Here is a 14,233-nt window from a genome sequence, read left to right as displayed (position 1 = left end):
TTCACTGCAAATATTTTTCGATTTGCCGAAGTTCCTCTATCATGGATGACTAACACGCCAGCCAGTGAGATTCAACGTGCACTCTTTTGATGACTATTATTATTTTTATCTTGTGGTCAAACATGGCGGCTTTAGTGCAGCCAGTGAAGCCTCAAGTATCACCAAGTCAAAATTGAGCCGTCGTATTTTAGAGCTTGAGTCACAATATAATGTCACTTTAATTCAACGCTCTACACGCCATTTTAAAGTCACTCCACTGGGTCAAGAACTCTTTGATGAGTGCACAAAAATCATTCAGCAAGTCGAATGTGCTCATAATGTGTTATTGAAACAAAAAAGTGAACCGCAAGGCATGATTAAAATCAGTTGCCCATCGGTCATGATGCGTTATCAAATTCGCGGCTTACTCAATGCATTTTTACAACAATATCCCAAAGTACAGGTCGAAATGGAGCTGACCAGTCGCCGTGTCGATGTATTGCATGATGATATTGATTTAGCCATTCGTACGAATTTTGCAAGCAATGAAGACTCGAGTATTGTGGTGCGTGATGTGGTCAAAACCACACATTGTTTGGTGGCCAGTCCGCAATTATTGCAAGGACGGATGCTGCAATCACCAATTGAAATCCATGAATTCCCGACCATTGTATTGGGTACACAAAAAACCCACTATCAATGGCATCTGCACCATATTGAAAGCCAAGAAGACATCATCATTCCGCTACAACCGCGAATTAAAAGCAATGATTTAGCAGGCGTCTATTATTCTGCCCTGGATGGTCTTGGCATTGCTGATCTGCCCTATTTAACTGTAGAAAAAGATCTAAAAATGGGACGATTGGTTCATGTCTTGCCTGAATGGTGCTCCAATATTGGTACCCTACAACTGGTTTATGCCTCACGTAAAGGTCAACGTCTGGTCATGGAAAAACTGATCGAGCATCTGGTGGAAGGTCTGCGTGCCGCAGCAGAAGGCCACAAGGGATATACCATTTAAAGTATGATTTCAATTTTCAGTGCATATAAAAAAATCCAGCGCTGAGGGCTGGATTTTTTTAAGACTCGATAAAAGCTTATCGAATTAGATTTTACCGACCAGGTCAATTGAAGGAGCAAGCGTTGCTTCGCCTTCTTTCCATTTTGCAGGACATACTTCACCTGGATGAGCGTGTACGTACTGAGCTGCTTTTACCTTACGAAGCAGTTCTTGCGCATCACGACCGATACCACCTGCATTGATTTCAATGATCTGGATTTTACCGTCTGGGTCGATCACGAAAGTACCGCGGTCAGCTAGGCCTTCAGCTTCGATTAGCACTTCAAAGTTTTTCGCCAGAGTCCAGCTTGGATCGCCGATCATTGGATATTGGATTTTACCGATCACGTCAGACGTGTCATGCCAAGCTTTATGGGTGAAGTGCGTATCAGTAGATACACCGTAGATTTCTACGCCCAGTTTCTGGAATTCAGCATATTGATCAGCAAGATCGCCTAATTCTGTTGGACAAACGAAAGTGAAGTCAGCAGGATAGAAGAATACAACAGACCATTTGCCTTTCATATCCTGCTCAGACACTTCAATAAATTGACCATTGTGGTAAGCAGTTGCATTAAATGGCTTAACTTCAGTATTGATTAAACTCATGTGACTTTTCCTATCAGTTCGTGGGAATTCATTCGATGAACCAAGAATACGTAAAAACCATGAATAGATAAAACCGTAACTTTTTATAAAAACTATCGGTTTTTTAGATTAGACCTCTTGCGAAAGTAAAAAATGCCTCAATATAGATTTCATGAGATATGAGAAATTAAACCGTTTTTCAGATTCTGAATTTAAGCGCTTGGTTGGTGTACCTCGACCAGTTTTTACTGAAATGGTCGATGTTTTAAAAAAAGCAGAATCTCTTAAAAAGAAATCAGGTCGTCCTCATACTTTAGCTATAGAGGATCAATTGTTATTAACGCTCAATTACTTACGCAACTACAACACTCAACTAGAATTGGCGGCATACTACCATATCGCTGAAAGTAATGTGAATCGAACCATTAAAAAGGTTGAAGATGCTTTGATGAAATCGAGATGTTTTACTCTGCCAAAACGAAGTATTACCACAGCAGACGAACACTTTAACTGGGTCATTATTGATGCGACAGAATGTTCAATAGAACGCCCGAAAAAAAAATCAGAGTAAGTTCTACAGTGGTAAAAAGAAGAAACATACACTAAAAACCCAAGTGATCTATCATCCGCAGAGCAAACAAATCATAGGGATCGATGTATCAAATGGCAGTCAGCATGATATTAAACTGGCAAGAAAAACGGTTAAGAAGTTTAAACATTGTGAATATGTTCTGACCGATTTAGGGTACTATGGATTAGAACAAGAGGGATTTAAGTTATTGATGCCAATCAAAAAAAAGAAGAATTTACCTTTATTTGATGCTGAGAAAAAGTACAATAAAATGCTTGGAAAAATACGAGTTGTGATCGAACACATCAATAGTCAATTGAAAACATTTAGAATATTAAGTGAACGCTATCGAAATAGACGGAAAAGATTCGGTTTACGCATTAACTTAATCGCTGCACTGGTAAACCGAATCAACTTGCAATAACGACTTTCGCAAGAGGTCTATTTATAAATTCTATTAATTTTTTGCTTATTATCTTTTATCCCAATTTAACGCCTGACTTTCACTGAGAAAAATGCTGTAAAGAGTCCCAAACGGAGCGCGCCAAAGCAGCCGCATGCTGTTGCGGAAAATCCTTGACTCGACCAGCAAGCCAGGCACGGCAATAACTTTCTGTCGCGCCGATTACTAAAGAGGTTAATAAAGCAGGCGGTACAGCTTGCAGACAAGCGGCATCCGGCTGTTGGGCCATCCATTTCTTTAAATCCTGATTGCGCTGACTGGTACGCTGTTCCAGATCTTGGCGCAGCTCTGAAGTGTGTACCACATGATGGGCCGCATAGAGAAAACGGGCAAAGTCTGGATAACGGATAACCCAATCAATATAACTTTTAATAATGGCATGAATTCCCTGTTCAGCACTTTTCACTTGGGATAAAGCATCTAAACGTCGGCTGGACTGATCCTTTAAAGCTGCCAGATACAGCGCAGCTACAATGCCATCTTTATGATGAAAATGATGATAGATTGCGCCGACACTGGTTTCTGCCCGATCCCTAATCATTTCAATCGTCGTTGCCGCTATACCACTATGTAAAAATTCCTGTAGCGCGCAATTCAGAATTTGACGCTTTAAGGCCAAGCGTGCTCCTGGATAACTCCCTTCCAATACATCCATACCTTGCATTCTCCTTAATGTGCTCGGCATCGTTAATCATTAATTTCTCTAGTTTAAACACTTTTCTTGTGAGTCCTGCAAATACAGAATATTATTCTGTATGAGGATCTTATTATTATTCACCTCTTACGCAGGATCGCGATCATGAGCCAGGCTCTAAAAATATGGAAAACCTTTCAAAAAAAACCTGGTGGTAAATATATATTTTCCAGATTGCTTTGCCTAAAAATACCTTATTTCAGCACTATTTCCCCGCTGCTCGAAACACTTGCTCCGTATTATTGCGAAGTGAGCATGAAGAAACATGCTGCCGTACTCAATCATCTAGATACCATCCATGCGATTGCCATATGCAATCTGGCTGAACTAGCTGCAGGTACCATGACCGATGCCAGCGTCCCCAAAACCTACTCCTGGATTCTGAAAGGTATGCAGGTCGAGTATCTTAAAAAAGCAACCACCGATTTAAGAGCAATTGCCACACCAGCAGACTTGAATGTTGAATGGCATGAAATCACTGAATATCAGGTTAATGTGGAAGTTCTAGATACGGCGCAAGAAATCGTGTGCCGTGCCCTCATCACAATGTGGGTATCTCCTAAAAAGAAGAAAATAAATAAGCGCGCTTTAAAAAAACCCGTCGGCTGACGGGTTTTTGAGGACTATCCTACGTTTTAAATTTTAATTAGAACGGTAAGTCATCATCCAGGTCTGCTGCTGGTGCTGCAACTGGCGCTGGTGCAGATTTTGGCGCAAAACCGCTTGGGTTGTTATTGCCATAGCCACTGCCACCCGCAGGTGCATTATTGAAGCCACCTTGCTGTGGTGCGTTATAACCCTGTTGACCAGCATTGTTATTGCCATAGCCGCCCTGGTTATTGTTAAAACGTGGCTGTGCAAAGCCGCCATTATCTGACTGCTCACCTTGTTGAGGGCGACCAGAATCCAGCATTTGCATCTGCTCACCACGGATTTCTGTGGTGTAACGCTCTTGACCACTTTGGTCTGTCCACTGACGGGTACGTAGTGAACCTTCGATATATACTTTAGAACCTTTACGTAGATACTGCTGTGCAATTTCACCTAAACGGTTATGCAGCACAATGCGGTGCCATTCGGTTTGCTCTTTACGCTCACCGGTGTTCTTATCCGTCCACGAATCACTGGTCGCGATAGAGAATTGAGTGAGAGAACCCCCATTCGGGAAAGTTTTTGTTTCAGGATCTCGACCTAAAGTACCTACTAAAATAACCTTATTTACACCACGCATGAGACCTATACTTCCTATTTGTTTCTATATTTTACTTTATAAGAGTTATGCTTAAATGGCTACCTCTTTACCCAACAAGTGCGTTAATTGTTGTCGCGCAGTATCATTAATCTGCTGTTTATCAACCTTGACGTAGGCCACTTGCTGTTCCGGCATTACCACGACTTCTTCAATACCATGAATGGATAAAAGCTGTGAAGTCCATTCATCTGTTTGTCGATTTTCAGGCAGGCTTAATACCAGGGAAGAAAGATAGCGTGGCTGAGCCAGCCCAAAACTGATAAGCAGCCAGATTATAGCAACCGCAGTCAGAATACTCCAACCCATGGAAGTGTCATTCAGCAACAAAAGCTGTCCACCCAACGTACCGCCAAAGAAGGCACCAAGGAACTGACTGCTGGCATTGACACCCATCGCTGTTGCTTTGGACTGAATCGGCGCAACTTTGGATAACCATGATGGTAATAAGGCTTCCATTACATTGAAGGCAATAAAGAAAATCCCCAAACCAGTGAGCAGGATATATTTCGATTCAAAGCCAAAAATCAGCACCAATAAACCAACGATAATTCCAGCAATTGCGGTCAGGAAAATGCCACGCATTTTGCGGTATTTTTCCGCCAGAATAATACTTGGAAAGGCAAAAAACAGACTAATCACAAGTAAGGGCAGATACACCCAGCCATGACTGGCTAAAGGAATATTAGCGAACTCGATTAGCTGCGAGGGCACATAGATAAACATGGCTGTTAATAGCAGATGTAAGCTAAACACAGAGACATGCAGGCGATTCAGGTCGCCCATTTTCAGCACCTGTTTTAGCTGCTTCAGATAACCCTGCTGAAAGTTACGATGATGACGGGTTACTTTCGGTACCATCAGCAGCATCGCAATTGCCGCCAGCCCCATTACAGTAGTTACCCAGAACAAACCTGAAATACCCACCAGACCCGTTAACCAAGGCCCCAAGGTAAATGCCACCACAAATGATAAGCCGATACTCATGCCCATAGTCGCCATGGCTTTCATGCGGTTTTCTTCACGGGTCACATCGGCAAGTAATGCCATTACCACTGCCGACACAGCACCACCACCCGCAATGGCACGGCCAATGATTACGCCATAGATCGTGTCCGACATGGCGGCAATTGCACCACCCAGTGCGAATAGCAATAGCCCGAGGACAACCAGTGGCTTACGGCTGAAACGGTCTGCAAGAAGACTAAACGGAATCTGTAAAATGGCCTGAGTCAGACCATAGACACCGACTGCCAGGCCAATCAGTGCCGGCGTAGCATATTCATATGACTGTCCTGCAACCGAAAATACAGGGATAATCATAAACAACCCCAGCATACGCAGTGCAAAAATGCTGCTAAGCGCAAAGGTTGAGCGACGTTCTAGGGCATTCATCATAAATTATGGCAGTTCAATTGGTGGATCTTCAGGCGAAGATTATAGGACATTCAGCCGGGATGGATGCAGGAATTTTATTTGAAATAAAGATGATGCTGATCTAAGAAATAAAAAAGCGCAGCCAGAGCTACGCTTTTTGATTCCGATCACAGGTCTTAGTGATGCAAAGCCTGACGTTTCTTATACTGAATCGAGGCAATCACGGCCCAGACAATAAAGGCTACCCCGATCAGACCGGTGACCACTTCTGGCACATGCACACCAGTACCGCTGGCAATCATGATGAAGGCCAAGGCACCAATCGCATAATGCGCCCCATGTTCCAGATAGATGTAGGCATCCAGCGTGCCTTTTTCTACCAGATAAATAGTCATGGAACGTACAAAGATCGCACCAATCGCCAGACCAAGCATGATGATCACCACATCTGAGGTAATCGCAAAGGCACCGATCACGCCGTCAAAACTGAAAGAAGCATCCAGGACTTCCAGGTACAGGAATCCGCCAATACCCGCTTTTACCACACCAGTAGGTACGCCATTTTCATCATGACGAACTGCGTTGCCATTTTCATCGACTTCCGGTTCACCACCCAGCAAATGGCTGAGTACCTGTACCCCGATATAGATCACAATACCCCAGATTCCCGCCATCGTCACAACCAGGCGTTTCTCTTCAACCACATTGGCTGCCATGATCAACAGCGCCACCAGTGCAATAAAGACTGACATCGCTGGAACATTGGCCAGATTGGATAAACGGCGTTCGACTCTTCTGAACCAGTGCGTATCCTTTTCTTCATCGAGGAAGAAGTTCAGGAATACCATCAACAAGAAGGCGCCACCAAATGCCGCAATCTCAGGATGATGCGCCATCAAACGCGCCGAATATTCTTTTGGATCATTCAGCGCCAGCTGTACCACTTCCATAAAGCCCATGTCTGCGGTTACCGCAACGATAGCTACCGGGAAAATTAAACGCATCCCGAAAACTGCAACTAGAATCCCGACAGTCAGGAAGAGCATTTTCCAGAAATGATCCCAGCCACGCAGGACAGATGCATTGACAACCGCGTTATCGAACGATAACGACACTTCCATAATCGCCAGAATGGCGGTAATGGTCAGTGCTGTGAGCATGGTTTGCAGGCCTGCGTCAGGACCATGGGTATAACCCCAATACGCAGACAAACCAAGACACACGATCGAAAATGCGATTGAGAAACCAAAATGTTTCAACATACAAATCGACCTTAGATAAATTTCATTGGGTGTATTTCTTTAATTGTAGGGAAATACCAAGACTAAAACTTGTCTTAATTATGAAACTTTTGCCGCATAAACCAAAGCACTTCCTGAACCATTTTTGAGTATTTTTTGCTTTTCAAACCTGTCGATCTTTTAAACGGGTCGATCTTTGCTATAGTGCTGCATGCTTTGACTTCAACTGCTCAGGATTCAAATATGAGTTTCTCTCAAGACGTATGGCAACGTAATCTCGAACTTTATCAAAAGACCTTGGCACTGCCTTTTAACCAGCAGCTGGCACAGGGAACATTGAGCCGTGACGCCTTCAGTCATTATGTGATTCAGGATGCGCATTATCTGCTGGCCTATGGCCGTGCACTGGCAGTCTGTGCAGCCAAAGCCTTTGAGGCCGATGATGTAATCCAGTTTAGTGAAGCGGCTAAAATTGCGATTGTGGTCGAGCGCAGCCTGCATAATGGCTTTATGCAGGATTTCGGCATTAGCAAAGCCCAGTTTGAAAATACGCCTTTGACTCTGGCTTGCCATCACTATACTTCCTACTTGCAGGCGACTGCCTGGGCAGAAAGTTATCCGGTGGTATTGGCTTCGTTGCTACCTTGCTTCTGGATTTATGCAGAAGTCGGCAAGGATATTGTCGATAAGGCCGCAGCAAATAACCCTTATCAGGCCTGGATTGATACCTATGCCGGTGAAGACTTCCATACTGCCGTGCGTAATGTGATTGCAACTGTGGATCGCGTGGCAGCGCGTGTTGATGCCGACACTCTGGAAAAAATGCATGCAGCCTATACTCATGCGGCGCGTCTGGAATGGTTGTTCTGGGACAGCGCTTTTGAGCAACGCCAGTGGCCTGGTCTGGATTGATATCAGCTGAATTTAGCCCTGTTCAATACAGGGCTTTTTTATTTTTTCTACAAAATTCTAAATCATGCACAATAATTTTTTATCTTGATCGATATCCTGCAATGCCATGCACTGAGTCTTTTGTAGAGGTCAAAGCCATCATCAAACGTCTTGATTAAAAGGTTGGTCAGGATTTCAATCGGGGAAAATACCTCATACGTTTTTAACTCATTGCTTTTGTACTGATCATTTGACTAATCACCGACATAACTTGACGTTTAAAATACTTTTATTTGCACTTGAACATTTTTCATGCGCTATCATATACACACTCTATTCAAATGAAATTTCTAGGATCATTGCATGAGCCAAAGTCACATCCGTATTCGAGGTGCACGTACCCATAATTTAAAGAATGTGAACCTTGATATTCCCCGCGACAAGTTTGTGGTGATTACGGGGCTTTCGGGTTCAGGTAAATCATCCCTTGCATTTGACACCTTATATGCCGAAGGTCAACGTCGCTATGTGGAGTCACTGTCTGCCTACGCACGTCAGTTCTTATCGCAAATGGAAAAACCTGAAGTCGACTCGATTGAAGGCTTAAGCCCAGCGATTGCCATTGAGCAGAAGTCGACCAGTCATAACCCTCGTTCAACCGTAGGTACGATTACCGAAATTTACGACTATTTACGTTTGCTGTATGCCCGTGTTGGTACGCCGTATTGTCCTGAACATGACCTACCGATGGTGGCTCAAACCGTCTCTGAAATGGTCGATGCGGTTAAAGCTTTAGAAGAAGGCACTGCCCTTATGCTGCTTGCCCCTGTGGTGCGTGAGCGTAAAGGCGAATATTCAAATTTATTTGAGCAACTACAAAGCCAAGGTTTTGTTCGTGCCCGTGTCGATGGCGAAGTCATGGACATTGACCCGATTCCTGAACTGGATAAAAAGAAAAAACATACCATTGAAGTGGTCGTTGACCGTTTTAAAGTGCGTGATGACCTCGGCAACCGTATTGCGGAAAGTTTTGAAACTGCTTTGCGTTTAGGTGGTGATATTGCCATTCTCTCGTGGATGAAAGGCGAACAGTCTGACCGTGTATTTTCAGCTAAACACTCTTGCCCTGAATGTGATCGTGCTGTGGCGGAACTTGAGCCGCGTTTATTCTCATTCAACAATCCTTTTGGTGCTTGCCCAACCTGTGATGGTTTAGGGACACGCAGCCATTTTAGTGCGGAAAAACTGATTCCGAGTCCTGATGTGTCGATTAGCCAAGGGGCAATTCGTGGTTGGGATCGTCAGCGTCCTTACTATTACAGCATGATTGAAAAAGTCGCAGCGCATTTTGGTTTTTCATTGGATACACCGTGGAATGAACTCGATGCGGATACCAAAAAGAAATTCCTTTATGGCACAGGCAAGGAAAAAATTGACCTGAGCTATGTCGATGAACGTGGTCGCCGTCATAATCGAGTGCAAGCTTTTGAAGGGATTTTGCCGCATTTAGAACGTCGTTACCGTGAAACTGAAAGTAACTATGTACGTGATGATTTAGCACAGTATTTATCGAATGCAGCATGTGATGCATGTGGTGGTTCGCGTCTGAATGAAATTTCACGTCATGTACGTGTTAAAGACAAGACCATTGCTGAAATTACCAAAATGTCGATTGGCGATGCTGAAAGCTACTATCAAGACCTGAATCTTGAAGGTGCCAAAGGTGAAATTGCCGATAAGATTTTTAAAGAAATCCGTGAGCGTTTGCACTTCCTCGTTTCAGTCGGTTTGAACTATTTAAGTTTATCTCGTTCTGCCGAAACACTATCAGGTGGTGAAGCACAGCGTATTCGTTTGGCATCGCAAATTGGTGCGGGCTTAATGGGCGTCATGTACGTTCTCGATGAACCTTCAATCGGTCTGCATCAACGTGATAATGACCGTTTGCTTGAGACTTTGGTGCGTTTACGTGATCTTGGCAACACGGTTTTAGTCGTTGAGCATGATGAAGATGCGATTCGTGCAGCCGATCATATTATTGATATTGGTCCGGGGGCAGGTGTGCATGGTGGTCATGTCATTGCCGAAGGTACATACGATGAATTGGCTGCCAATGAAAACTCGCTGACGGGTCGTTACCTTTCAGGCAAGCTCAAAATTGAAGTACCGAAAACTCGTGTTCAACCACCAAAACCTGATGAGCAAATTAAGCTGATGGGTGCTTGTGGTCATAACCTCAAGAATGTCGATTTGACTATTCCTTTAGGTGTGATGACTTGCGTTACGGGTGTATCGGGTTCAGGTAAATCGACGTTGATTAACCGTACGTTATTGCCGCTTGCTGCAACGCAGTTGAATGGTGCAACGACCTTAACGGCTGAAAAGTTTGATTCGATTGATGGTTTGCAGTTCCTTGATAAAGTCGTAGACATTGACCAAAGCCCGATTGGTCGTACCCCACGTTCGAACCCTGCAACCTATACAGGTTTATTCACACCAATTCGTGAATTGTTTGCCCAAACCCCTGAAGCGAAAGCACGTGGTTATACTGCGGGTCGTTTCTCGTTTAACGTGAAAGGCGGTCGCTGTGAAGCTTGTGAAGGCGACGGCATGATTAAAGTGGCGATGCATTTCTTACCGGATATGTATGTGCCTTGTGATGCCTGTCATGGTAAGCGTTATAACCGTGAAACGCTGGAAGTAAATTACAAAGGCAAGAACATTTCTGATGTACTGGAAATGACCGTTGAAGATGCGATGCATTTCTTTGATGCCATTCCTGTCATTCACCGTCGTTTGGAAACTTTAAACCAAGTCGGTTTGGGTTATATCCGTTTGGGTCAATCTGCAACCACACTTTCTGGTGGTGAAGCACAGCGGGTCAAACTGGCACGCGAGCTAGCAAAACGTGATACGGGTAAAACGCTCTATGTTCTGGATGAGCCGACGACTGGTCTGCACTTCCATGATATTGCCAAGTTGCTGGATATCCTGCATCAGCTTCGTGACAAGGGCAATACCATTGTGGTGATTGAGCATAACCTGGACGTGATTAAAACTGCTGACTGGATCGTGGACTTAGGTCCTGAAGGTGGTTCAGGTGGCGGTATGATTATCGCGGAAGGGACACCTGAACAAGTGGCAAAGAGTAAGACTTCACATACGGCACGGTTCTTAAAGCCGTTGTTGAAATAAGAATCCTCCCCCTCTCTCCTTCTTTCGTAAAGGAGGGTTAGGGTGGATTCTAAAGAATTTAATTCTGTGCTAAAACGGTGATTCATTCACCGTTTTTTGTTTGAAAAATATGGATATACGAAATCTAAAGATACTAAAAGAAGATTATATGGATTAGACATCCGCCACTGCATTACGCCCTAGCCCTTTAGCCATAAACAAAGCCTTATCCGCTTTGGTAAACAGGCTGATCCAGGACTGCGCGCCTATCGCCACCCCCACACTGACCGAGACCTGAATTTGGTCGCCAGCTTCACTTAAAATATAAGCGTCATCTACTTCGCTTCGAATCTTATCGGCAATCTTACGGGCATTGTCGAGATCAATATTTTCAATCAGAACCAGAAACTCATCCCCACCATAACGCACCAGTAAATCAGACGTACGGACATTGTCCTTCAGGCATTGTGCCACGAACTGAATGACTTTATCTCCGATAATGTGTCCATACTGATCATTAACCTGCTTAAAGTGATCAATATCAATAATCATCAGACACGTCTGACTAAACTGTGAAGGATGTGACTCCAGAAAACGGGTGTATTCCTCCAAGGCGAACCGATTTGCCAATCCGGTTAAAGGATCGGAATGAGCAATATTCTTCAGCCTGAATTCTAAAGCATCACGTTGCTGTAACATCTGTTGCAACTTTTGAATGGCTGTAAATAAGGATTCAGATTTGGAATGAGTATTGGATGATAAAGGTTGAGTATTACTATTATCCGAAAGCGTAAACAGAATTTGACGCGCTTCGATCAGCGGCTGAAACACACTTTTACGTGCAAAAATCATCGTCGCAATCGCAGCCCCTAACGACACCAACGAAAGTAAAATTGTCCAGAGCAATTGCTGCAAGTGAGAAGATTTTTCCCGCTCTGTAACCTGATTGCTGTAATCAAGCAAATAGCTTTGCAGGTCAACGACAGTAACAAATTTATCTACCATCGCATTGGTCAGTTCTGTTCCGGTCAAATGATAAGGAACCTGCTGAACGCTCTCTTCCATCAGACTTGAAACGATCGGTAAGCCCTTTTGAATAAAGACAGTATCGACCGCATTATGCAATTGCTTGAATTCTTCAGTCTTGTCCTGTTCTGGCTGCAATGTGCCGATTAAATCCCAAAGATAATGGATCTGATATTGGACTTGTATGGCACGGGTCAGGTTTGCTGCAGGAAGCGGTTGTTCGAAAGTCACATAAGCCATGATTGTAGAAGCGGCCCGTCCTGCCTGATCCCTCAAGTCAGATAAAAATAAAATTTGAGAAATAAAATTATTTTGTGATGTAGAGGTGGTATTAGAAGCAATGACTACGCCTTTTAGAATCGTACGACAACTATCCCAAGCCTTAAACATCGCATCAATAGCCTGATCAAGTGCTTGAGCATTACGCTGTTCCCAAGGAATTTTTGCATAACTATCGATCTGTAAACGTCCCTGCTCCAGACTTGGTCGAACCGTACTTTCCAAACGTTGACTTAAATGTGGGAAACCCACTTGTTGTAATACTTTTGCCGTATGCTCGAACTGCTGGTCGACTTCTTTACGATAAATTTCGAGTTCAGATTGTCGTTGTTGGATCTCTTCCGGAGTACTGGAAAGGACTTTATTGGCAGGTGCCCGTTCCTTGGAAATCTTATTGGCCAGAATTGCGACTTCTTGCAAGGCATGTAATTCATCAGAATTACGCACTGCTTTAAGGTAACTTTGGGTGCTATTAACAATGAGAGGAATACAAATGAACAGCAAACATAGAATAATGACAGACATTGCCCAATAAAGATGTTTACTGATTTGTTCAGAGCGCAGAGTATTCATTGTCTTAGCATACGCCCTCAGGCTAATAGTAAAGTATTTGATTTATCTTAATTATTATACAAAAATTCATTCCTTCAGAAAGAGAAAAGATCCTAATAATTAAGGATTTTATATATTTTTACTGAATTCAAGGATTAGATACAGATGAGTTATTGCCTTTTCTATTTAAAAGAACGAAAAAATTCCTCAGTTCAGTAAATGTCCAGTGATTGTAAAAAATAATTTCAAGAAAATTTTAAATTTGTATTGTTTACTGTTTACACATGCAACAATTAAGTGCATAATGCACCGCATTAGGGCGAATTAAATTTTTCCTCAGCAGATATTTTGATTTACCCGCAAATTTTGGCTAAAAAACCCCAGTTTTCATTGAAAATTGGGGTTTTTTTATCTATTTCAGTTTTCATATAATATCCCATTTAATATAATGCACCATTATAGTGCTTTTATTTCTTAAATATAGTTTGCTTGGTTTGATATTTATCCTTATTGATGATCTCGTGCCCTTTCATTGCTGCCAGCCTAAATTCTGGATAAAAAAAGCCCAACCTTGGGGAAAGCTGGGCCGATAAAACATAAAATTCGCGGAGAATCAGGTCAAATAAAGAATATAAATACATCATCTGACTCGATAATTAATTATCGTAACTTTCACATAAAATGTAAAGCCTATTAAATTGGTTGGATTTTATTTTTGTTTATTTTTTATTCAAAATGAGATTTAATTTACATAAAACATACATTTGCCGAGTTAAAAGAAACTTATCCAATCAATTAAATAGGTTCTCAAGTAACTCTAGAAATTTATAACTATAATTCCCTGTTAAATTGTTTTTTTCTATTTTTTTATCCATATCCATTCAATTAAACTATAGTCCATCTATTATAAATATGAATTTTCACGTGCTTTATATTACTTATTCCTCTTTAGTTAATTATTTGTTCTAGCAGTATTTTTTTAAAATTAAGCAATCGAATAATAAATTCACAATATTTACAAAAATACAACAATTATAAAATACATATTTATATGATTTTAAAAGGTTTATTGACTTAATAAATTGTTAC

The 14,233-nt window shown here is 42.4% G+C and carries 11 protein-coding genes; 5 read left to right on the top strand and 6 right to left on the bottom strand.

Annotated features, from left to right (window positions below):
- Positions 1–76: 76 nt before the first annotated feature.
- Entirely contained in the window at positions 77–1,000 is a 924-nt protein-coding gene (locus IHE35_RS00850; protein ID WP_242788510.1) for a LysR substrate-binding domain-containing protein, read from the top strand.
- Positions 1,001–1,084: 84 nt separating this feature from the next.
- Here the strand turns inward: IHE35_RS00850 and ahpC are convergent, their stop codons facing one another.
- Positions 1,085–1,648: an alkyl hydroperoxide reductase subunit C gene (ahpC, locus tag IHE35_RS00845; RefSeq protein WP_242788508.1), complete on the bottom strand. Its 564-nt coding sequence runs from the start codon at positions 1,646–1,648 to the stop codon at positions 1,085–1,087.
- 151 nt (positions 1,649–1,799) lie between these two features.
- On the opposite strand from ahpC, the gene IHE35_RS00840 reads away from it, so the two are divergent.
- A protein-coding gene (locus tag IHE35_RS00840; protein WP_242788506.1) for an IS5 family transposase occupies positions 1,800–2,622 on the top strand; the annotation gives its coding sequence in 2 pieces (ribosomal slippage) (positions 1,800–2,180 and positions 2,182–2,622; 822 coding nt in all).
- Between the two features lie 79 nt (positions 2,623–2,701).
- On the opposite strand, the gene IHE35_RS00835 is transcribed toward IHE35_RS00840, so the two are convergent.
- Entirely contained in the window at positions 2,702–3,316 is a 615-nt protein-coding gene (locus IHE35_RS00835) for a TetR/AcrR family transcriptional regulator (RefSeq protein WP_242788505.1), read from the bottom strand.
- A 144-nt stretch (positions 3,317–3,460) separates the two neighbouring features.
- Here IHE35_RS00835 and IHE35_RS00830 point away from each other — a divergent pair, with 144 nt between their 5' ends.
- Positions 3,461–3,964 carry a hotdog fold domain-containing protein gene (locus IHE35_RS00830; protein WP_242788504.1) on the top strand — a complete coding sequence of 168 codons (504 nt, stop codon included), beginning with the start codon at positions 3,461–3,463 and terminating at the stop codon, positions 3,962–3,964.
- A 37-nt stretch (positions 3,965–4,001) separates the two neighbouring features.
- Here the strand turns inward: IHE35_RS00830 and ssb are convergent, their stop codons facing one another.
- From ssb to IHE35_RS00815, 3 genes are all read right to left on the bottom strand, one after another.
- The gene (ssb, locus tag IHE35_RS00825; RefSeq protein ID WP_242788503.1) at positions 4,002–4,586 is read right to left on the bottom strand and encodes a single-stranded DNA-binding protein; all 585 of its coding nucleotides are present in this window, start codon (positions 4,584–4,586) and stop codon (positions 4,002–4,004) included.
- 51 nt (positions 4,587–4,637) lie between these two features.
- A complete protein-coding gene (locus IHE35_RS00820) occupies positions 4,638–6,002 on the bottom strand; it encodes an MFS transporter (RefSeq protein ID WP_242788502.1) in 1,365 nt (454 codons plus the stop codon).
- Positions 6,003–6,157: 155 nt separating this feature from the next.
- Entirely contained in the window at positions 6,158–7,243 is a 1,086-nt protein-coding gene (locus tag IHE35_RS00815) for a DUF475 domain-containing protein (protein ID WP_242788501.1), read from the bottom strand.
- Between the two features lie 222 nt (positions 7,244–7,465).
- Between IHE35_RS00815 and tenA the strand changes: the two genes are divergently transcribed.
- Positions 7,466–8,134: a thiaminase II gene (tenA, locus tag IHE35_RS00810; RefSeq protein WP_242788500.1), complete on the top strand. Its 669-nt coding sequence runs from the start codon at positions 7,466–7,468 to the stop codon at positions 8,132–8,134.
- A 342-nt stretch (positions 8,135–8,476) separates the two neighbouring features.
- Positions 8,477–11,308 (top strand): excinuclease ABC subunit UvrA, encoded by a 2,832-nt coding sequence (gene uvrA / locus IHE35_RS00805; RefSeq protein WP_242788499.1) that lies wholly within the window; start codon positions 8,477–8,479, stop codon positions 11,306–11,308.
- Between the two features lie 153 nt (positions 11,309–11,461).
- On the opposite strand, the gene IHE35_RS00800 is transcribed toward uvrA, so the two are convergent.
- On the bottom strand, positions 11,462–13,165 hold the full coding sequence (locus IHE35_RS00800; RefSeq protein ID WP_242788498.1) for a GGDEF domain-containing protein: 1,704 nt from the start codon (positions 13,163–13,165) through the stop codon (positions 11,462–11,464).
- Positions 13,166–14,233 lie beyond the last annotated feature (1,068 nt).

Origin of the sequence: Acinetobacter sp. ASP199 (genome assembly GCF_022700675.1) — a bacterium.
In the GTDB taxonomy this organism is placed as follows: Bacteria; Pseudomonadota; Gammaproteobacteria; order Pseudomonadales; family Moraxellaceae; genus Acinetobacter.
Note: the sequence above shows the minus strand (reverse complement) of the source record. Positions and strands in the feature narration are given on the sequence as shown.

Excerpts from the sequence above, each read along its gene's own strand:
- IHE35_RS00830 (WP_242788504.1), top strand. The coding sequence starts at position 3,461 with ATGAGCCAGGCTCTAAAAATATGGAAAACCTTTCAAAAAAAACCTGGT.
- IHE35_RS00835 (WP_242788505.1), bottom strand. The coding sequence starts at position 3,316 with ATGGATGTATTGGAAGGGAGTTATCCAGGAGCACGCTTGGCCTTAAAG.
- ahpC (WP_242788508.1), bottom strand. The coding sequence starts at position 1,648 with ATGAGTTTAATCAATACTGAAGTTAAGCCATTTAATGCAACTGCTTAC.
- ssb (WP_242788503.1), bottom strand. The coding sequence starts at position 4,586 with ATGCGTGGTGTAAATAAGGTTATTTTAGTAGGTACTTTAGGTCGAGAT.
- tenA (WP_242788500.1), top strand. The coding sequence starts at position 7,466 with ATGAGTTTCTCTCAAGACGTATGGCAACGTAATCTCGAACTTTATCAA.
- uvrA (WP_242788499.1), top strand. The coding sequence starts at position 8,477 with ATGAGCCAAAGTCACATCCGTATTCGAGGTGCACGTACCCATAATTTA.
- IHE35_RS00815 (WP_242788501.1), bottom strand. The coding sequence starts at position 7,243 with ATGTTGAAACATTTTGGTTTCTCAATCGCATTTTCGATCGTGTGTCTT.
- IHE35_RS00820 (WP_242788502.1), bottom strand. The coding sequence starts at position 6,002 with ATGATGAATGCCCTAGAACGTCGCTCAACCTTTGCGCTTAGCAGCATT.
- IHE35_RS00800 (WP_242788498.1), bottom strand. The coding sequence starts at position 13,165 with ATGAATACTCTGCGCTCTGAACAAATCAGTAAACATCTTTATTGGGCA.